At 65.7% G+C, this 21,029-nt stretch carries 21 protein-coding genes; 11 read left to right on the top strand and 10 right to left on the bottom strand.

Translation table 11 applies throughout. The features are described 5' to 3' along the window. Nucleotides 1-98: 98 nt before the first annotated feature. From P9254_RS15140 to ampC, 4 genes are all read right to left on the bottom strand, one after another. On the bottom strand, nt 99-1,106 hold the full coding sequence (locus P9254_RS15140; RefSeq protein WP_067322428.1) for a sterol desaturase family protein: 1,008 nt from the start codon (nt 1,104-1,106) through the stop codon (nt 99-101). An 8-nt stretch (nt 1,107-1,114) separates the two neighbouring features. Then, nucleotides 1,115-1,906 carry a 3-methyl-2-oxobutanoate hydroxymethyltransferase gene (locus P9254_RS15135; RefSeq protein WP_278056798.1) on the bottom strand — a complete coding sequence of 264 codons (792 nt, stop codon included), beginning with the start codon at nt 1,904-1,906 and terminating at the stop codon, nt 1,115-1,117. Between the two features lie 279 nt (nt 1,907-2,185). After that, a complete protein-coding gene (locus P9254_RS15130; protein WP_278056984.1) occupies nt 2,186-3,190 on the bottom strand; it encodes a LacI family DNA-binding transcriptional regulator in 1,005 nt (334 codons plus the stop codon). Nucleotides 3,191-3,723: 533 nt separating this feature from the next. Further along, entirely contained in the window at nt 3,724-4,884 is a 1,161-nt protein-coding gene (gene ampC, locus P9254_RS15125; RefSeq protein ID WP_278056796.1) for a class C beta-lactamase, read from the bottom strand. A 102-nt stretch (nt 4,885-4,986) separates the two neighbouring features. Between ampC and P9254_RS15120 the strand changes: the two genes are divergently transcribed. Beyond that, nucleotides 4,987-5,880 carry a LysR family transcriptional regulator gene (locus P9254_RS15120; RefSeq protein WP_278056794.1) on the top strand — a complete coding sequence of 298 codons (894 nt, stop codon included), beginning with the start codon at nt 4,987-4,989 and terminating at the stop codon, nt 5,878-5,880. Between the two features lie 7 nt (nt 5,881-5,887). On the opposite strand, the gene P9254_RS15115 is transcribed toward P9254_RS15120, so the two are convergent. Further along, nucleotides 5,888-6,526: a TetR/AcrR family transcriptional regulator gene (locus P9254_RS15115; protein WP_164750510.1), complete on the bottom strand. Its 639-nt coding sequence runs from the start codon at nt 6,524-6,526 to the stop codon at nt 5,888-5,890. A 364-nt stretch (nt 6,527-6,890) separates the two neighbouring features. Here P9254_RS15115 and P9254_RS15110 point away from each other — a divergent pair, with 364 nt between their 5' ends. The 3 genes from P9254_RS15110 to P9254_RS15100 are packed head-to-tail and all read left to right on the top strand — an operon-like array spanning nt 6,891 to nt 10,707. Further along, nucleotides 6,891-7,442, top strand: a complete 552-nt coding sequence (locus tag P9254_RS15110; protein WP_278056792.1) for a (2Fe-2S)-binding protein — start codon at nt 6,891-6,893, stop codon at nt 7,440-7,442. Continuing rightward, entirely contained in the window at nt 7,439-8,422 is a 984-nt protein-coding gene (locus P9254_RS15105; protein ID WP_278056791.1) for an FAD binding domain-containing protein, read from the top strand. Before P9254_RS15110 ends, P9254_RS15105 begins: the two co-directional genes overlap by 4 nt. Then, nucleotides 8,419-10,707, top strand: a complete 2,289-nt coding sequence (locus P9254_RS15100; RefSeq protein ID WP_278056789.1) for a xanthine dehydrogenase family protein molybdopterin-binding subunit — start codon at nt 8,419-8,421, stop codon at nt 10,705-10,707. Before P9254_RS15105 ends, P9254_RS15100 begins: the two co-directional genes overlap by 4 nt. A gap of 158 nt (nt 10,708-10,865) precedes the next feature. Here the strand turns inward: P9254_RS15100 and P9254_RS15095 are convergent, their stop codons facing one another. Then, nucleotides 10,866-11,630, bottom strand: a complete 765-nt coding sequence (locus P9254_RS15095) for a slipin family protein (protein ID WP_095831941.1) — start codon at nt 11,628-11,630, stop codon at nt 10,866-10,868. Further along, the gene (locus tag P9254_RS15090; protein WP_278056788.1) at nt 11,627-13,006 is read right to left on the bottom strand and encodes an NfeD family protein; all 1,380 of its coding nucleotides are present in this window, start codon (nt 13,004-13,006) and stop codon (nt 11,627-11,629) included. Before P9254_RS15090 ends, P9254_RS15095 begins: the two co-directional genes overlap by 4 nt. A gap of 200 nt (nt 13,007-13,206) precedes the next feature. On the opposite strand from P9254_RS15090, the gene P9254_RS15085 reads away from it, so the two are divergent. From P9254_RS15085 to P9254_RS15065, 5 genes are all read left to right on the top strand, one after another. Beyond that, nucleotides 13,207-13,434 (top strand): DUF1127 domain-containing protein, encoded by a 228-nt coding sequence (locus P9254_RS15085; protein ID WP_278056787.1) that lies wholly within the window; start codon nt 13,207-13,209, stop codon nt 13,432-13,434. A gap of 260 nt (nt 13,435-13,694) precedes the next feature. Further along, nucleotides 13,695-14,273 carry an OsmC family protein gene (locus P9254_RS15080; RefSeq protein ID WP_095783432.1) on the top strand — a complete coding sequence of 193 codons (579 nt, stop codon included), beginning with the start codon at nt 13,695-13,697 and terminating at the stop codon, nt 14,271-14,273. Nucleotides 14,274-14,440: 167 nt separating this feature from the next. After that, a complete protein-coding gene (locus P9254_RS15075) occupies nt 14,441-15,667 on the top strand; it encodes a flavin-containing monooxygenase (protein ID WP_278056784.1) in 1,227 nt (408 codons plus the stop codon). A gap of 24 nt (nt 15,668-15,691) precedes the next feature. After that, nucleotides 15,692-16,987, top strand: a complete 1,296-nt coding sequence (locus P9254_RS15070; RefSeq protein ID WP_278056783.1) for an NAD(P)/FAD-dependent oxidoreductase — start codon at nt 15,692-15,694, stop codon at nt 16,985-16,987. Further along, entirely contained in the window at nt 16,984-17,439 is a 456-nt protein-coding gene (locus P9254_RS15065) for a MaoC family dehydratase (protein WP_278056782.1), read from the top strand. Before P9254_RS15070 ends, P9254_RS15065 begins: the two co-directional genes overlap by 4 nt. 10 nt (nt 17,440-17,449) lie before the next feature. Here P9254_RS15065 and P9254_RS15060 read toward each other — a convergent pair whose 3' ends face one another. Continuing rightward, nucleotides 17,450-18,358, bottom strand: a complete 909-nt coding sequence (locus tag P9254_RS15060) for a sulfotransferase domain-containing protein (protein ID WP_278056781.1) — start codon at nt 18,356-18,358, stop codon at nt 17,450-17,452. Between the two features lie 109 nt (nt 18,359-18,467). Here P9254_RS15060 and P9254_RS15055 point away from each other — a divergent pair, with 109 nt between their 5' ends. Continuing rightward, nucleotides 18,468-19,436, top strand: a complete 969-nt coding sequence (locus P9254_RS15055) for an Lpg1974 family pore-forming outer membrane protein (protein ID WP_197504256.1) — start codon at nt 18,468-18,470, stop codon at nt 19,434-19,436. A 207-nt stretch (nt 19,437-19,643) separates the two neighbouring features. Here the strand turns inward: P9254_RS15055 and P9254_RS15050 are convergent, their stop codons facing one another. After that, the gene (locus tag P9254_RS15050; protein ID WP_278056779.1) at nt 19,644-19,955 is read right to left on the bottom strand and encodes a hypothetical protein; all 312 of its coding nucleotides are present in this window, start codon (nt 19,953-19,955) and stop codon (nt 19,644-19,646) included. A gap of 103 nt (nt 19,956-20,058) precedes the next feature. Beyond that, on the bottom strand, nt 20,059-20,250 hold the full coding sequence (locus P9254_RS15045; RefSeq protein ID WP_278056778.1) for a hypothetical protein: 192 nt from the start codon (nt 20,248-20,250) through the stop codon (nt 20,059-20,061). 294 nt (nt 20,251-20,544) lie between these two features. Between P9254_RS15045 and P9254_RS15040 the strand changes: the two genes are divergently transcribed. Further along, a complete protein-coding gene (locus P9254_RS15040) occupies nt 20,545-20,946 on the top strand; it encodes a low affinity iron permease family protein (RefSeq protein WP_278056777.1) in 402 nt (133 codons plus the stop codon). The last annotated feature ends 83 nt before the right edge of the window (nt 20,947-21,029 follow it).

Genomic DNA, 21,029 nt, shown 5'->3' with positions numbered 1-21,029 from the left:
GATTTGGAGTGCCGGCTCACTCCTGTCTTGTTCGCCGGCCCTTTCGGGATCGTTGAAGCGGGCGGCTCAGGCCGGCCACGTGGCTTTCTCTGCAGCTGTCATTTCGCGGCGGCGTTGGCGCGCGCCTTCTTCTTCTCGTAGCGGGCCTGCATGCGCGCCTCGCCGTCCTTGCTGCCGTCATGGAAAGTGCCGAACCAGCGGTCGAACGGGATCAGGCCGTCGCCGTAGTTCACCTCGAAATATTTGTGGTGCAGGTAGTGGATATAGGCGTGGCTATCGACCGATCTGTCCTCGGTCAGTTCCACCTTGTCGAAGCCGACATGGCCCGGGATCGCGCCGAAGCCGGCATAGTGGAGCTGGTAGAGCGCCAGCAGCGGGTTGGACGGAATGATCAGGTGCCAGAAGGCGACGCCGAGATAGCCGAGCTGCTCCACCGGATGCATCGACAGCGACGACCAGGGCGACGGGTTGACCGAATTGTGGTGCACCGAATGCACCCATTTGTAGAGCGGCCCCAAATGGATCGTCCGGTGCAGCAGGAAGAAATGCGTCTCGTGGATGATCGGCACCACCAGCGCCAGGCAGAACAGGTAGACGGGATTCTCCGCGAAGGTCAGCCACGGCACGTAGCCGTTGGCGTAGGCGTAGAGGATTGCCACCTCGATCGCCGTCCAGATCGGCATGCCGGTGCCGAAGGTGCGCAGCATGTTGTCGATGTTCTGGTTCTCGAAGAAGAAGGCTTTGCTCTTCTGCTCCGAGGGCCATTTGCCGTTGTATTTGAAGCGGTTGCCCTGGGCTCTCAAAATGTAGAGTCGAAGCTCGAAAGCGCCGAAGAAGACAAGCAGCGCCGCGCAGTTGACGATGAAAAGGCGCAGGATCCAGCCGATGGCGAGCGTCTTCATCGTCTCGACGTCCGGCAGCACGTAGCGCCACCACACCACTGCCGAGAGGGCGAAGAGCAGGTTGTAAGGCAGGAAATAATGCGGCAGCCACTTCAGCAACGCCAGCGGTCGCGGCGGAAACGCAAAGAGCGGCGCGGTGCCGGCCGGTTCGTTCGGGGCCCAATCGCCCCTCTTGTTGCGCGTGCCGTATTGCAGGTCGTCCATGGCTGGTCTCACAGGGATTGAGAGAGCGTGAGGAAACGGTCGTAGGCGGCATCGTCCATGTCCACCTGGTGCTTCGCTTCCGGGTAGCTGCCTTCGGCGACGTCGCGGCCGAAGGCGCGGAAGGCACTGATGCGCTTTTCCTGCAGCTCGGCCTCCAGCGTGACGAAGTCGGCATAGCGCTTGGCATGGCGCGGATAGTGGCCGGTGTGGGTGCCCAGCACGTCGCAGGAGAACAGATACTGCGTGTCGCAGGCAGTGCCGCAGCCCATGCCCATGGTGATCAGCGGCGTCGAGCGGGTGATGTGGTCGGCGAGCCTGACCGGCACCACCTCGACCTCGATGCAGGCCGCACCCGCATTCTCCAGGTCCTTGGCCGCGCGCAGCACCTTGAAGGCCTCTTCCGCCGTGCGGCCGACGGCTCGGAAATTCGTCCAGGTGGCGCGGTTCGGCACCAGGCCGACATGGCCGGTGACGGGAATGCCTTCCGCGGCCATCGCCTCGATGAAGCGCGGCGAGTGCGATGAATAGACCGCGTCGGCGCCGCGCTTCATCATGGCGAAGCCCAGCCGCACCGCTTCCTCGGGCGACGCGACCGCGCCATGCGGCATGCCGACGGAGAGGAACGCGTGAGGCGCCGCTTGGCGGATCGATTCCAGATTGTGGTCGGGCTCGCAGGAGAGGATGACGATGTCGCAGGCGACCGCGGCCGCCGCCTCGGCCGACGTGTCGACATGCAGCTGCAGCCATTTCCTGCTGCCCTTGGCGCTTTGCAGGTCGTAGGCCGTCAAGCGTCTTGCCACCGATGATCCTCCCGTTCGCGGGCGGACGATCAGGCTTGTGAAAGGTCCCCCTCACCCGGATTGGCAGCCGACTTGCGAAGCGCAATTCGGGGCCATCCGACCTCTCCCCAGGGAGAGAGGGGCCAGGCTGCGTCGGTGCCGGCCCTCTTCTCCGCTCGGGAGAAGGTGGCCGCGCAGCGGCCGGATGAGGGGGAGAATTCGCACATGCTCGTCTCCCGTTCGCGGTCGAGTTAGCACCGCGATGCCGGCCAAGGCTCGCGCAACCTTGATCAAATCAGATCAAAGGTTCTCGGCAGTGAAGGTGATGAAGCGGATCGGCGGGTTGTCGACCGGCAGGTCGTGCAGGTTGAGCGCCGCCAGCACCAGGTCGATGGCGCGGCGCGCCTGCGCCTCCGGCGCCTGGTCGAGCACGACGTCCATCGTGCCGTCATGCAGGCCGCGCGTGCTGCGCTCGGTTAGTTCATGGCCGACGAAGAAGACGTCGCGACCGCGTGGGTGCCGGCGCAGCACTTCGTTCAGGGCCGTGTTGGCGCCGCCGGCATTGTACAGGCCGGCAAGGTCGGGCCAGCGCACAAACGCCTCATGCAACTGCTCGGCATTGCGGTCGCCGTTGTCGAAACCGAACAGGGTGGCGGTGGGCTCGAAATCCCGCCCCTCGTCGATCAGATAGTCGAAGAAGCCCCGTACGCGGTCGCGGTGGACGCGATAGATCTGGCTGTGACAGATCGCGACCACCTTGCCCGGCTGCCGCTGCATCTTCGCCATCAGCAGCCCCGCCATGCGGCCGGCGGCGTAATTGTCGATGCCGACATAGGTGCTCTTGGTGCCGGAGATCTGGGTGACGATCTGCACCGTCGGGATGTTTTCCGCCTCCAGCTTCGCCACCGCCGCGCTCACCAGCGGACGGTCGGGGACGGCGAGGATGAGGGCGGCGCGCCGCATCTCCGGTTCGAGGATGCGCTTGGCGATCGCCGCCGGATTGGCCTCGTCGAGAAAGGTGCGGTGGACGGCGATCGAGCGGTCGAGCGTCGCCGCGATGCGTTCGAAGGCGCGGGAGAGGCGCGCGAAGAAGGTGGCGTCGGGCCTGACCAGGATCACCTCGATGCGGATGACGCCGCGATGCGCTTCGGGCAGTCGGCGCGGATAGTCGAGTGAGCGCGCCGCCGCCACCACCTTCTCGACCGTCTCGGGGCGCACCCCGCCCCTGCCGTTCAAAACGCGCTCCACCGTCGCCGTGCCGACCCCGGCGCGGCGGGCAATCTCGAGAAAGGTGGGCTTTGGAATGGGCGGGCTCCTGGGGGTGCTTTGGCGCGAAGCCTAGCCGTTCTCCGGCAACAGGAGAAGGCGAGACGCCGAAGCCGCTAATCTCCCCCCTTGCGGGGGAGATGGCCGGCAGGCCAGAGGGGGGTGCGAAGGAACGCTACCGTTGGCCGGATCGGTTCACCGACAGGATGAATGTGGGGGACTGCCAAGAATTGACAGGCTGGCGGGACAGCACCCCCCTCTGCCCTGCCGGGCATCGCCCCCGCAAGGGGGGAGATTGGCAGTTTCAACGCCTCAAAACATAAACGCCGCCGTCGCCGGGTTTGACCCCGTTCGGCCGTCGGCGCCGCCCAGGCCGCACTATCCTGCGAACGTCTCGACGATGATGCGGGCCATACGCACGATCGGCAAGGATGCGAATGCGCCGGCAAGCGCTGAACGCCGGGTGATCGAGGTCATCTGTTTCTCCATTTTGGGCAGGTTTTTTGGGGCGCAGGCGGAGCGCCGGTGAAAAGTGCATTGGCCCAGGAGCGCCGAAGCGATCGCACGCGCGGCTAGTCGGTGAGCCGCGACAGCACCTGGTAGGCCGCCCTGACTCGCGCCTCATTCGGGTAAGCCTTGTTCGCCAGCATGACGATGCCGATCTTCCTCGACGGGACATAGGCGACATAGGCGCCGAAGCCGTTTGTCGAGCCGGTCTTGTTGAGCACCACGTCGGCGCGTGGCGCCATCGGCGGCTCGATCGCAGTTGCAGGGATCGGCTGCAGCATACTGGGCGCATTCCCGGCGACGATCTTCGCCAGATCGACCGGATAGGGATACTGCTCCCAGATCAGATCCTGGATCAGTTCGCCCGCGCGGAAATAACCGGTGTGGGTGGCTTCGAGCGCGCGTGCGAGATCGTCCGGCACCTTGCCGACGCCCATGTTGGCCTCGATGAAGCGGATCATGTCGACTGCATTCGACTTGATCCCGTAGGCCTCTTCGGCGAGCAATGCCGGGGTGACGCGGACAGGCTTGTCGTTGCGGTTGTAGCCCCAGGCGTAGGATTTCATCTGTGCGGCCGGGACGTTGACGTAAGTTCGCCGCAAGCCGAGTTCCGGCAACAGCCGTTTTTCCATCAGCGCCGGAAAGCTCGCGCCCATCGCCTTGGCGGTGGCCATCCCGAGCAGGCCGATGCTCGGGTTGGCGTAGGTGCGGGTGGTGGCGGCCGCGAATTGCGGCTTCCATTGGCGATAATAGGCGATGAGCTGTTTTTGCGTCTTCACCATATCGGGCAGTTGCAGCGGGAAACCGCCGGCCGTGTGCGTGGCGAGGTCGAGCAGCCTGACGTCGCCCAGCGCGCTGCCCTGAAGCTCGGGCATGTGCTTGCCGACCTTGTCGCCAAGTGCGAGCTTGCCCTCGACCTCGGCATAGGCCGCGAGCGTCGCGGTGAAGGTTTTGCTGATCGAGCCGAGCTCGAACAACGTATCGCGCGTGACGGCTGCCTGGGTGTCCTTCTCGGCCACGCCATAGTCGATGAAGAAGCGCTCGCCGTTCACGGACACGGCGACGGCCATCCCCGGAATGTCGTACTGGGCGATCACCGGCTTCACCGCCTCATCGACGAGCTGCCTTATCTTGGCGTCCTGATCGGCGGCGCGAGCGCCTGACAGGCTGCCCGGCGCGCAGGCGAAGACGACGGCAGCGATGGTGAGACGAAGCCGGCTGCACATGATCTGCTCCCTCTGGATCGGATGAATGCGGGTTTATGACCCCTTCGAACCGGCTACAAACGATGATAAATCGCAACAGCTATAAGATAATCTTGGGCATCGATGGTTCGACCTTACCTGCCGCTCAATGCATTGCGGGCCTTCGAGGCGTCGGCCAGGCATCTCAGCTTCACACGTGCCGGCATCGAACTGGCGGTGACGCAGGCCGCCGTTAGCCAGCAGGTTCGATCGCTCGAACAGCGGCTCGGCGTGCAGCTGTTTCGCAGGTTGCCTCGCGGCCTCAAGATCACGGCGGAAGGCGAGGCTCTGCTGCCGATCGTCGGCGACGCCTTCGACCGCCTGGCGCGATCGCTGGAGCGGGTCGGATCTGGAAAACTGCGCGAACCGCTCGTCGTCGGCGCCGTCGGAACCTTCGCCGTCGGCTGGCTGCTTCCGAGACTGGAAGACTTCCGGCGCACCCATCCGTTCGTCGAGTTGCGGCTGTCCACCAACAACAACCGCGTCGACCTGGCGGCCGAGGGATTGGATTTTTCGATCCGCTTCGGCAACGGCGCCTGGAATGGCCTTCATGCGACTGAACTTTTCGAAGCACCTCTGACGCCGCTTTGCACGCCGGAACTGGCGGCGACGCTTCACGCGCCGCAGGACCTCGGCGCGCTTACCTTGCTGCGCAGCTACCGTCAGGACGAATGGAGCCGCTGGTTCGAGGCCGCCGGCATGGAAGCGCCTGCGAACTTCGCGAGCGCGATCGTCTTCGATTCTTCACTGGCGATGATGGAAGCCGCCGAACAAGGGGCAGGCGTTGCGCTGGCTCCGGCGCTGATGTTTTCGCGACAACTGAGCAAGGGGTCGATAAGGCGCCCTTTCCAGGCCTCAATATCGCTCGGCAGCTATTGGCTGACCAAGTTGAAGTCCAGGGAACCGACCGCCGCGATGTCGGCCTTTGCGGACTGGATCACCAGCTTGGAACCGGACAGACGAAGCGCACCCAGCTAGCGGTGCTTCAGCCGGCTTTCGCCGCCTCCGATGCCCCGAACCTCAGCCCGTCCATCAAGAGCTTCACCAGCCGCCCCGAGCGGTCCCGCCAGTCGGGCGTGTTGGGGGCGGAGTAGATGCCGCCCAGCGCATGCAGCACGTCCGACGCATCGACGTCGGCGCGGATCTTCCCCGCAGCTGCGGCCTGTTCGACCAGCCCCTTCAGCGCGCCGGATACGCGGCCCGAGGTATCGGAGAACAGCGTCGAGTTGGTGGTGAGCAACAGCCGCAGGCTTGTCGCCAGACCGCGCTTGGTGGCGATATAGTCGACGAAGCGCTGCATCCAGAGTTCCAGCGCCACATCGGCCGGATGAGCGCCGGCAAGTTCCTCGGCCGCATGGCAGAGCGCTTCCACCTCGCGGCGGTAGACCACCTCGACCAGATGCTCGCGCGTCGGGAAATGCCGGTAGAGCGTGCCGATGCCGACTCCTGCCCGCTTGGCGATCTCCTCCAGCGAGGCATCGACACCCTCGGCGGCAAACGCCTGCGCCGCCGCCTCGACAAGCTTGTCGCGGTTGCGCCGCGCATCGGCGCGCAGCGGCTTTGGCGCCGGCGTTTCAGGCTTTTCGGCAGGCTCCGAGGGCTGTTCAGTCAGTTTTTTCTCCACTGTCGCAATATGGGGCTTGAACCCATGCGGGTCAGCCCCCACGTAAATAAACGGAGGCGCCTCCGTTTTAGTGGAGTTGTCTTATCATATAATCAGGGGAAGCGATATGTCACGGGGTAAGCGCCTAATCTTCCCCCTCGAGGGGGAGATGTCGCCGAAGGCGACAGAGGGGGTCGCCGCGCGTGAAACGCCTTGCTGGCGCGCGAGGCGCGAGGACGTTGGCGCTCTACGTGAGACGACCCCCTCTGCCCTGCCGGGCATCTCCCCCGCAAGGGGGGAGATTAGCTGCTTCGACGCCTTGCCCCTCTCCTCCCAAGCCCCATTTCCCTCCCCCTAGCGTCCAGCAATCGGAGCCCGACGCCTCATGACCAGCCAGACGATCATCGATCCTCCCGAAGACGGCCATTTCAGGAACGGCCAGGCCAGCAATGGCGCAAGCCCCACCACCTTGTCCATCCACCTCACCATCAACGGCCGTGACCACGCGCTCGATATCGAGCCGCGGGTTACCCTGCTCGACGCGTTGCGCGAGCGGCTCCACCTCACCGGCACCAAGAAGGGCTGCGACCAGGGCCAGTGCGGCGCCTGCACCGTTCATGTCGACGGTGAGCGGGTGCTGGCCTGCCTGACGCTCGCCGCCCAGGTCGAGGGACGCTCGATCACAACAATAGAAGGGCTCGTCGACGAAGACGGCACGCTGCACGCCGTGCAAGCCGCCTTCCTCGAACAGGACGCCTTCCAGTGCGGCTATTGCACGCCCGGACAGATCATGTCGGCGGTGGCCTGCATCCGCGAGGGCCATGCCGGCTCCGACGAGGAGATCCGCGAATACATGGCCGGCAATCTGTGCCGCTGCGGCGCCTATCCGCACATCGTCGCCGCCGTCCGCCAGGCAGCCGAGGGACTCCGCTCATGAGAGATTTTTCCTATCTTCGCGCCGACAGCGTCGAGGCCGCCCGCAACGCGGCCGCCCTTCCCGGCGCCATGCTGCTTGCCGGCGGCACGACGCTCATCGATCTCGCCAAATGCGGCGTCGCCGAACCGGCCACCGTCATCGACATCAGCCATATCGAGGGGCTCAACGCCATTGATGTAACCGCCGACCGCGCCGTCATCGGCGCGCTGGCCAAGATGAGCCATGTCGCCGACAACGCCGAGGTGAAAAGCCACTTCCCGGCGGTTTCGGAAGCGTTGTGGCAGGCGGCCTCGGCGCAGCTGCGCAACATGGCGACCATCGGCGGCAACCTGATGCAGCGCACGCGCTGTCCCTATTTCCGCGATCCGCAGAACTTCCCGGCCTGCAACAAGCGCGAGCCGGGCAGCGGCTGCTCGGCGATCGGCGGCGTCACGCGCGGCCATGCGGTGCTCGGCACCAGCGAAGCCTGCATCGCCACCTATCCGGGCGATCTTGCCATCGCGCTGGTCGCCTTCGACGCCGAGGTCGATCTCGGCGAGCGGAAGCTGAAAGTCGAGGACTTCTTCCTCGCCCCTGGCGCCACGGCCGAACGCGAGCACGACATCCGCCCCGGCGAAATGATCACGGCCATCGAGATCCCGGGCTCCGCCGCGGCCCGGCGCTCGACCTATCTGAAGGTCCGCGACCGCCAGTCCTATGAGTTCGCGGCGGCGAGCGCTGCCGTCGGACTGGAGCTCGAGGGCGACGGCCGCACCATACGCGACATCCGCGTCGCGGTCGGCGGCGTCGCGACGAAACCGTGGCGGGCGCGCGAAGTCGAAGCGGCGCTGAAGGGCAAGCCGCTCGACGAAGCGTCCGTTCGCAAGGCGAGCGATCTCGCCATGGAGGGCGCCGTCGACCACGGCGCCAACCACTACAAGATTGCATTGGCGCCCCGCGTGATCGCGCGCGCCCTCCTGAAATTGGGAGAAACGGCATGACCGTTCATGACATGAAACACGCAGGCTCCGACAGCGCGGGCCTCGAAGCGGTGGGCGGGCGCCTGTCGCGCGTCGACGGCCCGGCCAAGATCACCGGCGCCGCGCGTTACGCGTTCGAACAGCACCTCGAAGGCCTGACCCATGCGGTACTGGTCGGCGCGACGATTGCCGCCGGCAAGGTCACCGGCATCGACACGCGCGCGGCGGAAACCGCGCCAGGCGTGCTCGCGGTGCTGACGCCCGACACCATCATGGACTTGAATTCGGCATCGGACTGGTTCGGCAGACAGCCGTCCGAAGAAACCTATTGCCCGCTCGTCCGCGAGGTCACCTTTTCCGGCCAGCACATTGCTGCCGTCGTGGCCGAGACCTTCGAGCAGGCCGTCGCCGCCGCGGCGCTGGTCAAGGTCAGCTATGACGAGACGCCGGCAGTCGTCGACCTGAGCGACGGCAGCGACGGTATTCCGGTCGACGCCATGACCAAGGAATGGGGCGACGCCGAAGCCGCCTTCGCCGAGGCACCGGTGCGCGTCTGCGCCGCCTACAACACGCCGCGCGAGTTCCAGGCGGCGATGGAGCCGCACGGGCTGATCGCGCGCTGGGAGGGCGACCAGCTCACCATCTGGGAACCGAGCCAGTGGCTCGACGGCATGGCGCGCACCTATGCCGAATGGTTCGGCGTGCCGTTCCAGAACGTGCGGCTGGTCTCGCCCTATATCGGCGGCGGCTTCGGCTCCAAGGCGCTGGCGCTCGCGCACAGCGCGGTGGCGGCGGCAGCGGCAAAGATGCTCGGACGCCCGGTGAAGCTGGTGCTCAACCGGCCGCAGAATTTCACCTCCTATGGCGGCCGCGCCGCGACGCGCCAGACGGTTGCGATCGGCGCCGACAAGGCGGGCCGCATACAGTCGATCGTGCATCGCGGCGTCAACGAGACGGCGGTCGACGGCATGTGGGTCGAGCCGCTCGGCTCCGTCACCTCGATTATGTATGCGACGCCTAATTTCTCCTCGAAACAGAATGTGGTCAGGGTGAACACGGTGGTGCCGGGGGCGAAGCGCGCGCCGGGCGAGAACCCGAGCGCCTTCGGTATCGAATGCGCCATCGACGAGCTCGCCCATGAGCTCGGTATCGACCCGCTGGAGATGCGGCTGATCAATTATGCCGAGCAGGATCCCCACGCGAAGAAGGCGTGGTCGACAAGGCAGTTGCGGGAGGCCTTTGCCGCCGGCGCGGAAGCCTTCGGCTGGGCTAAGCGTTCGCGCGAGCCGCGCTCGATGCGTGACGGCCACCAGCTCATCGGCTGGGGCGTCGCGGCCGGCACCTATCCGGTTCGGCGCGCCTATGGCGAGGCTGTGGTGAAGCTCCTGGCCGACGGCTCGGTCGAGGTCGAAAGCTCCTCCATCGACATGGGCCAGGGCACCTACACGATCCTGGCGCAGACCGCGGCCGAGACGCTTGGCGTGCCGGTGGAGAAGGTGTCGGTGAGGCTGGGGGATTCCCATTTCGCCCGCGCCGGCGTCACCGGCGGCTCGCGGCTTGCCGGTGTCATGACCGGCGCGGTCTACAAGGCGGCGGGCCAGGCGCTGGACGAGCTGATCGGGCTGGCGCTCTCCGATCCGCGCTCGCCCTTCCATGGGCTGCAGGCGAACACGCTTCAAGTGAAGGGTGGCCGCATCGCCTCGCCGCGCGGTGACGGCCCGGAGTTCTCGATCGCCGAGCTGATGCGCGCCCTCGGTCGCGAAAAGATCGAGGCCAAGGGCGACACGGTTCCGGCCAGCTTCACGCCGGAGCAGCGCTACAACAACTACACTACCATCGCCATGGCGCTGCCGCACACCGAGGGCGATTATTCCCGCCACTCCTGGTGCGCGCATTTCGTCGAGGTGCGCGTCGATGAGGATTTTGGAACGGTGCGCGTGTCGCGCGTCGTGTCGGCGCTGGATTCCGGCCGGCTCTACAACCCCAAGCTGGCGGAGAGCCAGTGGAAGGGCGGCATCATCATGGGTATCGGCCAGGCGCTGCTGGAAGAAGGCATCGTCGACCGCCGCCATGGCCGCATCGTCAACGGCAACCTCGCCGACTACATGCTGCCGACCAATGCCGACATCCCGGACATCCGGACGATCTCGGTCGGCATCCCCGACCCGCATTCCTCGGCGCTGGGCGGCAAGGGCGTCGGCGAGCTCGGCATCGTCGGCGTGGCGCCGGCGATTGCCAATGCGGTGTTCCACGCCACCGGGAAGCGGGTGCGGGATCTGCCGATTACGCTGGAGAAGTTGATTTAGCGCCGGCCTTGTCTCCCCCCTCGAGGGGGAGATGTCGCCGAAGGCGACAGAGGGGGTCGCCGCGCGTGGGGCGCCAACCTACAACCGTCGCAATAGGCCGAGTCCAGTCGGACCGACCCCCTCTGCCCTGCCGGGCATCTCCCCCTCGACGGGGGAGATCACCTGCCCTGGCCCTGGCCCTTCAGGAACTGGCTAAGCAGATCCACCGGCAGCGGGAAGACCACGGTCGATGAACGCTCGCCGGCGATGTCGTGCAGGGCCTCGAAATAGCGCAGCTGCATGGCCTGCGGTTCGGCCGCCAGCATGCGGCCGGCCTCGACCAGCTTGGCCGCCGCCTGCTGCTCGCCGTCGGCGTTGATGACCTTGGCGCGCCGCAGCCGCTCGGCCTCTGCCTGCTTGGCGATGGCCCGAACCATGCTCTCATTGAGGTCGACATGCTTGATCTCGACATTGGAGACCTTGATGCCCCAGGCGTCGGTGCGCTGGTCGAGGATGTCCTGGATGTCGCTGTTGAGCTTGTCGCGCTCGGCCAGCATCTCGTCCAGCTCGTGCTTGCCGAGCACCGAACGCAGCGTGGTCTGCGCCAGCTGGTTGGTGGCGGTCATGAAATCCTCGACCTGGATGATCGCCCGCTCGGCGTCGACGATGCGGAAATAGAGCACCGCGTTGACCTTGACCGAGACATTGTCGCGCGAGATGACGTCCTGCGGCGGCACGTCCTGCACCACAACGCGCAGGTCCACGCGCACCATCTGCTGGATGAAGGGAACGAGCAGGATGAGGCCGGGCCCCTTGACCCCGGTGAAGCGGCCGAGCGTGAAGACGACGCCGCGCTCATATTCCCTCAGGATGCGGATCGCCGCCGACAGGAACATGATCACCAGCAGCGCGAGGATCAGATAGGCGACATAGCCGAGCGTCATTGTTTTGCTCCGTCGTTTCCCGCTCCGTTGTGACCTGCACCACGCCGCCGCACCGTCAGCACGAGATCGCTGACGGCGGTCACCTCAGCACGATCTCCGGGCGCGATCGGCTCCTCGGCCTTGGCGCGCCAGCGCTCGCCGAGCGCCAGCACATGACCTTCTCCGCCTTCCCAGTCGAGAACGTCCACGGAAAGACCGTGCATGGCCCCGCCGCCGACGCGCGGCGGATTGCGGCGCGCCGCCCACAGATAGCTGCCGGCCAGCAGCGCGAGGCCCAGCGTCAGCGCCGCGGCGGGGCCGATGACCGCCCACGATATGGCGAAGCCCGGCCCCTCGACCTTGAGCAGCATGGCCGCGCCGAGCAGGAAGGCGGCCGCGCCGCCGACACCCAGCACCACTGTCGGACTGAAAGCCTCGACGATGAGGAAGGCGACGCCGAGCAGCATCAGGGCGAGACCGGTATAGTTGATCGGCAAGAGATCGAGCGCGTAGAGGCCGAGTACGAGGCAGATGGCGCCAATGACGCCAGGCGCCACCGCACCTGGGCTCGTGACCTCGAAGACGATGCCGTAGAAGCCGATCAGCATCAGGAGGACGGCAACGTTCGGATCGGTGATGACCGCGAGAAGCCGGATGAACCAGCCGGGATCCAGAACCTCGACGGCCAGACCCTTCGTCGCCAGCACCTCTTTCTTGCCGGCCACGTCGACGGTGCGGCCGTCGGCGAGCTGCAGCAGCTCCGCCGTGTCACGGGCGACGAAGTCGATGACATGTTGCTGCAGCGCCGCGCTTGCCGAGAGGCTCGCCGCCTCGCGAACCGCCTTCTCGCCCCAGTCGCCATTGCGCCCGCGCAGTTCGGCGAGCGAGCGGATCAGCGCCACCGCGTCGTTGGTCGCCTTGGCCGTCATCGGGTCGCCGGCTGGCTTGCCGGTGCCCTTGTCGTCCTTCTCGCCGGGAAGCGAGGGCAGCCCGCCGATCTCGACCGGCGTCGCGGCGCCCAGATTGGTGCCGGGCGCCATCGCCGCGACATGGGTCGAGTAAAGGATATAGGTTCCGGCGCTCGCCGCATGACCGCCGGCGGGCGCGACATAGCCGATGACGGGAACGGGGGACGCCAGGATATCGGCGATCATCTCGCGCATCGAGGTGACGAGGCCGCCGGGCGTGTCGAGCTGAAGGATGAGAGCCCCGGCGTTGCGCTCGGCCGCGGTCTTGAGCGCTTCCTTGAGCTGGCGCGAACTCGCCGGACCGATGGCGCCGTCAATCGCGATGCTCAAGGCCATCCTCTCCCCCGCCGTTTCGGCCGAGGAGAAGGGGAAAACCGCCGCGGCGGCCATGAAAGCCGCTGCCAGAAGGGCCACCCGCGCGAGTTTCACGCCTCAAAGCTCCTTGGGATTCAATATGGGGTTGTGCCGGGGCAAGTCCAATGAGGGCAGCGGAGCGGGTAATCTCCCTCCTCACGATTCCACGGCAATTTCGACGTCGCCTCCAACGCTGGCTCCCTCGCCCGTACGTCATTGTCCCCATCGACGGCGCGAATGAACGCGCTCGCAACAATGGAGACGACAATGACACGATGGATCGTTTACAGTACGAAACCGACCGCACTGGCTTCAACCTGTTCGGCTCTGCCCGCCGCGGATTGCGGCTGGCCTATCACGCCATGCGGATGCGCAGCGATCGCGCCGCGCTGCGCGCCATGCCGGACTATTTGCTCAAAGACATGGGCATCAGCCGCTCGCAGATCGAGCACTACACGTCCACGCGCGCCGCGCTCGCCGCAGCCGGCAGGACGGACGCCTGAAGCGGATGAACGAGTGCATCGGCGGCCGGCCGGAAGGCTGGTGAAAACGCCGGCTCGCCGGGGTTTTCGCGTTCCGGCGCGAGGCACTGCCGGCATTGGAACCGGTCGCGGGCTGCCCGCCCAAATGAAACGGCCGATGCAATTTCCACGGTGGGCGTATCAGAAATTCCACGCTGCCATCCACTCTCGTTCAAACGCATCGGCGTCAGAAAGGAGCCGTCACGGCAACCAAGCCGCAAAGCAACCTTCGGAGTAGTCACATGCAACCCAGCACCAAACCTGCCCGCGTTCCGCTCAATGGCGTCGACACACCGAACCTTCTGGCGACCATCAATTTCGTCGCCGGTCAGCCGGAGCTGGCGAAATTCCAGTTCCGCGCCCACAACGAATGGATCGAAGGCACCCACAGCAAGAGCGTCATGCATGGCTTCCACGGTGCCGGCCAGGAGCAGAAGCACGAGAAGCCCTTCTATGCCGACAGCGACCATCCGGCGATCCTGTGCGGCGCCGACAACGCCCCGACCCCTGTCGAGTGGCTGCTGCATGGGCTGGCGAGCTGCCTGATGGCGGGGCTCGCCAATATCGCCGCCGCGCGCGGCATCAAGCTCACCAGCGTGAAGTGCTCGGTCGACGGCGACATCGACCTGCGCGGCATCCTCGGCATCTCGGACGAGGTACGCAACGGCTTCCAGAACATCCAGGTGTCGTTCGAGGTCGAGGGCGACGCGCCGGCCGAGAAGCTTGAGCAGCTGGTCGAGCAGGCCCGCGCACGCTCGGCCGTGTTCGACGTGCTGACCAACGGCGTGCCGGTCACGGTCGGCATCAAGACCATCCAGTGAACTAAAGCGCGTCGTCCTGAAAACGGTTCAGGCGACGCGCCTTAGTTCTTTGTTTTGACGCATGTCGTTGTTCCAGAACCGCTGCACACTTCTGGGCGACATGCGTTAGCTGAAGCGACGGTTCGGAGAAATCCGGACCGTCTCTCCTAGGGCCTCGGAACAGAGCCATGAAACATGCTGACGTCGTCATCATCGGCGGCGGGCAGGCCGGGCTTGCGCTCAGCCATTGCCTTGGCCGCGCCGGAATCGACCATGTCGTGCTGGAGCGCGGCCGCATCGGCGAGCGCTGGCGCACGCAGAGCTGGCGATCGCTGAGGCTGTTGACGCCGAACTGGCTGAACGGCCTGCCCGGCTCGCCCTATGAGGGCCCGGACCCCGACGGCTTCAGGACAAAGGACGTGTTCGTCCATGATCTCGAAACATATGCAAGCCGCTGGCAGGTGCCGGTGGAATGCAACGTCGAGGTCACCTCCTGCAGGCGGACCGGCGGCGGCTTCGCGCTCGCCACCGGCGCCGGCGACTGGTCGGCCAGGGTCGTAGTGGTGGCGACGGGGCATTGCGACCGGCCGATGATGCCCTTTGTGTCCGAGACCAGAGGCGGACCGCTGAATTTCCACGCTTCGCAGTATCGCTCTCCCGGCGAGCTGCCGCCCGGCGGGGTGCTGATCGTCGGCGCCTCATCTTCCGGCGTGCAGATCGCCGACGAGCTCGCGCGCGCCGGCCGGCGTGTGATGCTGTCCGTCGGCAAGCATACGCGCCTGCCGAGACTGTGGCGCGGCAAGGACATCTTTTTCTGGCTCTGTCAAATGGGCGTGATGGCCCAGCCGCTCGACGGGCTCGCCAATCCCGAGAGCGCCAGGCGGCAGCCCTCGCTGCAGCTCGCCGGGCGACCGGACAAGGCCGATGTCGACCTTGCCACGCTGCAGGCGCTCGGCGTCGAGCTCACCGGCCGCGTGCGCGGCATAGCCAACCGCGAGATCGCCTTTGCCGACGATCTTGCCGCGCAGATCGCGGCGGCGGACGCGAAGCAGGCGCGGCTGCTTACCGAGATCGACCGCTTCGCCGGCGCCGCGCGGCCCGGCCGGCGCGAGCCGGTGGCGACGCCCTCTGCGCGCCGCCAGCGGCTTTCGCTGTCGGAGGGGGCGACCGGCACGGTGATCTGGGCGACGGGCTATGCCCGCTCGTTCGACTGGCTGGAGCCGTCGGCGGTTGGGCCGGATGGCGAGCTGGCGCACCGCGGCGGGATCACCAGCGTTCCCGGACTCTACGCGCTCGGCTTCCGCTTTCTGCGCAAGCGCGATTCCAACTTCATCGGCGGCGCCGGCGTCGACGCGCAAGCGATCGCCGCCGAGGTCTCCATCTATCTCGACCGCAAAGGTCGCCAAGCCGCCTGAGAGGCCGCCGTGAGGACACCGAAGATGCCAACGACCGCGATTTCCCTGCCGCCCACGCCCAAGCGCGCCCATTACGACGCCATCATCGTCGGTGCGCGCTGCGCCGGCGCCTCGACGGCGCTGCTGCTTGCCCGCGCCGGCCTGACGGTGCTGACGATCGAGCGCCGGCCCTACGGCTCAGACACGCTGTCGACGCACGCGCTGATGCGGCCCGCCGTGCTGCAGCTGTCGCGCTGGGGCCTGCTCAAACCGCTGCTCAGGGCCGGCACGCCGCTGATCGAGACAACGACGTTCCACTATGGCGAGGAGGAGATCACGATTCCGCTCAATCCCGGGCCCGATCTTCCCGGGCTGATCGCGCCCAGGCGCACCGTGCTCGACCGCATGCTCGTCGATGCCGCGCGCAAGGCCGGCGCCGAGTTCCTGCACGAGGTGGCGGTCGGCGACCTCTTTGCCGACACGCGCGGACGCGTGCGAGGCGTCGAGATCCGCGGCGCCGGCCGCGCGGCCTTACGTTTAAGCGCCGACATCGTGATCGGCGCCGACGGCATCGGCTCCACGGTGGCGAAATGCTGCGACGCGCAAGTGCTCAGAAGGGGCACGGTCTCGGCAGCCCATGTTTATGGCTACGCGCCGGTCGAACCCGGCGCCGGCTATCACTGGTATTTCCGCGACGGCATCGCCGGCTCCCTCATTCCGACCAATGGCGGGCTGGCCTGCATCGTCACTTCGGTGCCGACCAAGCTGTTCGACGAGCGCTTCCGCCTTGATCATTTCCGCGCCCGGATGGAGGTGCTGGAGGCGCTTTCGCCCGCACTGGCCGAACAGGCGAGCCCGGCGCCCGACGATGCCCGCCTGCAGGCGTTCCGCGGCGTGCCGGGCTACATCCGCCACGCCCACGGCCCAGGCTGGGCGCTGGTCGGCGATGCCGGCTTCTTCCGCGACCCGCTCACCTCGCATGGCATTGCCGACGCGCTGCGCGACGCCGAGAGCCTGGCGCGGGCGATCCTGGACGGATCGGAAGCAGCCTTCGCGACCTGGCAGCAGGAGCGCGATCTCTTCGCCCATCAGATTCTCGACACCACTGACGCCATTGCCGGTTTCGACTGGTCGCTGGCCGATATCGGCGAGCGGCACCGCCGCTTCAGCGCGGTTATGAAGGCCGAGGTCCGGGCGCTCGCCGCACAGCCGATGCCGGTCCGCCGCGCCGTGCCCGACATGAGCGGGCTGGCGACTTATCGAGCGCCGGCAAACAAGGACGAACCGCAGGCAATGGCGGGCTCGAGCCTCTATCGCAACCGAACGGGAGTAAGACCATGACCGTACATTTGATGAAGGACGGGTGGATCGGCGTCATCAAGGGGCGGCCGCAGGTCGGCGCCGTCGCCGAGCGTTCGCGGCGCACGCAACCGCAGGATATCGACGCCTTCGCGGAGATGACCGGCGACCGCAATCCGCTGCATTACGACAAGGCGTTGGCCGAGGCCTCGGTGTTCGGCAAGCTCATCGTGCAGGGCGGCGTCACCTCCGGCATCCTGAACGCGGTGGTCGCGGAGGACCTTCCCGGGCCCGGCTCGGTGTTCCTCGAAGTCTCCTGGAAATTCGTCAAGGCGGTCGGTGTCGGCGAACTGATCACCGGCCGCGTCGAGGTCAAGGACGTGCGCGCCGACAAGCCGATCACGAAATTGGAGACCTCGGTGCGCAACGAGGCCGGCGAGCTTTGCCTCACCGGCACCGCGACGGTGTTCACCGTGCCGCTCGCCGGGGGCTGACGCAAACGCATCAGTTGGGCAAATAGCCGAACCGCTGCATTTGCGCCTCGTGCTTGGAGGCGATCTGGTCGATCTGACTCGCTGTCAGCACGTCGCGCCATTGATCGGCCCTACCAGACCGGAAGAAATTCGCCGTGGCGGCCTCGGGCCGTTCGCGGAATCCGTCCTCCTTCTCCTGTGCCTGGAGGCTGTCGAATGACGACATCTCAATCGCGCAGTCGAGTTCGGCCGCCGACGGGTTCATTTTGAGGTGCCGGGCAAGACCGCCGAAGGTCTTGCCCGGCTCGGCCAGCATGTCTTCGTAGCGCATGACGTAGATTGCCGGATGCGGCGAACGCGTCCAGCTGTACACATGTTCGCTCCATGAACCCCAGATTTCATACACCTGCTTTTCGCCGATCACCGTGCGCATCCCCTCGCAGGCCATAAAATCGATCGTGTCGTCGATGGGCTTGCCGCGATGGTGCGACAATGAAATGACGACGTCGAGCGGATTTCTCACAATGTAGACCGCGCCCGCCGTTGCGGCGGGATTGATGACCGGCTGGCCCTCGTCCATCAGCAAGGCATTGTGCGTCTTGATGAAGGCGACGCCGCCCGCCTCCTCAGCCAGCTTGACCTGGACCTTGGGACGGAGTGTGGGGATAAGCTCTTTATCGTCCTTCGTGATCTCCCTGCCGACCATGGCGGAATACCGCCACCTGCCGGCCTCGCCGCTGGAGAACCGCCCCATGTTGTTGATGGACTGCGCGCCGGCTTCTCCATGCAGAACCTTGAGCAGGCTGTGAAGGAAGTGCCGCGTCCAGGTGTTGCCCGACTTCGGGTACGATGCCAGCCAAACTATTCCGGATTGATGGGACAATGTACCTCCTCGGCCGGCCCTGTTGCCGTTCGCCGCCGCTGATAGCGCATTCGACATTTTTGCAACATATGCGTGCAATCCAATTCCATCACATGGGTGTGAATTGAAATCTCCACGATCGGGCGGGCATGTGACGTGGCGGAATGATTTGGGCTTGGGAAATATCATGCATCTGAAAAGACTACTGCTTTTGGGCGTTTCATCCATTGCGTTGGCGGCCTTGGCACCGGCGGCGCGCGCAGCTGACCTCGCAGATACCTCAGTGCCGGTTGCGGCCACGTTGCCGGCGCTCACTGTGTTCATCGAAGGGGGCGTGAACTGGGCGAGCGGCGATCGCCTCTATCCGAACACGCCGCTGCCTGACTTCTTCTCCCCCTTCGCGGGAGCCGGCGGCGAAGTTGCGGCTGGTCTCGATTACCGCTTCAACGACACATGGCATGCCAGCGCAAGCTTCCGCTATGGGTGGAGCAGACGCAACAAACATCACGACTCGAGCGAAACTGTAACTTTCGCGCGGCCGCCGGGCGATGGAACGTCTGGGCCTAACCGTTCATTCGATACCACCGGTGCCCCGGCAGGTACCGTTCATGTCCGCTCGTCGCACCTAGTTGCTGATTTCGCGGTGGGCCGCGACATGGGCATCGGATCCGGGGATGCGCAGGTCAAGCTCGGGCTTCGCTATGCGGATCTGAGTGAGAAGATCAGCGGCCCCGGTGCGGCTTACATCGGCTCCGACCTGACATCGCTGAATTCCACCAGCGACGCCTATCTGAAGAGTCGGTTCCAGGGCCTCGGCCCCCGCGTGGCTGTCGAAGGCAGCATGCCCATATCCGGCCAGTGGGGCGTCGACTATGGCGCGGGCGCCGCTTACCTGTTCGCTCTCAAACGAGACCGGACATTTGCAGTCGAGAGCGGGGATATGATCACGCAGTCGGACAAGAAGGGTGTGTTCAATCTCGATGCCTCGCTCGCGCTGACCTATAATTTCACGTCGACGACCAAGGTGGCGGTGGGCTACCGGGCCGACGCCTATTTTGACGCCCTGCCCGGGATCGACTTCACGAAAGTGGGCGGAGGCGCAGATTCGACCCGCGTCTATCACGGGGCGTTCCTGAGGCTGACGACCGCCTTCTGATCATCTCAGATTTATGAGGAAAAGCCCGCCGCGCGTTCGGCGGGCTTTTGTATCGGGTGAGTTGTGGCGCCGTCTCGGCAAGCCGCTGTTACCGGCCCGCGGTTTCGGCGATCAAGTCGCCGTGCCGCTTGCCGGGGGCGAGGCGGACAAATGACCGCCGGCGACGGCTCGGCCCGGCTGTGGGTTCCGGAGCCGGGCCGATAGCGGTTAATAGTCGGTGTCGCTTTCGACGGTGACTGGACGACGGTGGTAGCGGTGATGGCGCTCGACTGAGTTCGTGACGACGACGGCGTCCGAGCGGTGATGGCGATGCCAGGCGCGGCGGCCGTTGTCATAGAATGCGGCGGTGCCGTGATGGCGGTGATGAAGGCGGTGGCCTTCCTCATTGATGACGATGGCGGGACGGTGATGGTAATGGTGCCTGTGATGCGTCGTGATGACCACATCGGCCTCGGCGGCGGATGCGACGGCGGGTGCCGCGACGCAAAGCGCCAACGCTGCGAGAAGCACTGTTTTCATTGCAATATTCCTGGTTGGTGGAGCGTCCCTTCGCCGGATAAACCCCTGCCGGGCTGTTTGGTTCCGGCCTGGATCGGGCTGCCAGGCAGCAACGCAGCGAAGGTCATTTCGGGCGTTCGCGCCGCAGCGCAACATATCTGAGGTAAGTGCTCGCCGCGGCGTCGCAGGCGCGTCGCGACGGTCCGTTCGCGATCAACATGGCCTTGGCAAGCTTGTCGGAGAGCCCGTATTTGCTGGCGAAGGACGCTGTTTCATAGGGCTGGTCTTCCAGATCGTGCGCGAGTCCGTCGGTCATATATCGCCTCCCGATGCAATGGCGCGTCAGAAATGCGGAAGCATGACTTAGGTTGCGGCGGTCGATCCTCTTCTTTGCTTTCCGGACTTCAGTCCGACGGCGCTTCGGACGGTTGGCCGATGAGTGGAACGAACGCTCTTGGTCGCCGTTTGCCGGCAAGCAATTCGCCGATGGGAGGATAAATATGGAAGACCCGACCAACAGTGTCCTGGAGGCTCGCTGGCTGCTTGCCGTGCCGGCCTCGATGGTCCTCACCGTGCTGATAGCCGGGTTCCTGCTTTCATAGCGTCGCCCATGAATCGGCTCCTCTTCATCCTCGCCGATTTTCTGTCTAGGCCGCCCGGCTTCTATGCGATGGTTATCGCGATGGTTGCGTGCACCTTGCTCGTACCCTTCGGACTTACCAACACGGTGACCTATGCGCTGTCGGCAGCGGCCATCATCATCACGGGGATCGTGCTTATCCAGGGGTACCGGGACACGGCGGCCATCCACGCCAAACTCGACGAGATCGTGATCGCGCTGCGGCAGACACGCAATGACGTGGTTGGGCTCGAGCATGCGGACACGCAAGAGATCAAGTCGAAGCTGGTCGAGCTGGAGCGCGAAGCGGAAGCCGGCTCGGCCGAGGCGGCATCGCAGAACGAGACGAATGAGGCCGGTGCCGCAGCGGACGGGGGGCGTTGGGGTAGCTGAAGCACCGGCCGAAGGGGGCGGAATGGGCACCGCCGCCACCCAAAGATAATCTTCCCACGCCAAGATTAAATTACGCGATCGCG

Origin of the sequence: Mesorhizobium sp. WSM4983, from assembly GCF_029625765.1 — a bacterium.
In the GTDB taxonomy this organism is placed as follows: Bacteria; Pseudomonadota; Alphaproteobacteria; order Rhizobiales; family Rhizobiaceae; genus Mesorhizobium.
The sequence above is the reverse complement of the archived record's forward strand: the minus strand, read 5'-3'. Positions and strand labels throughout refer to the sequence as shown.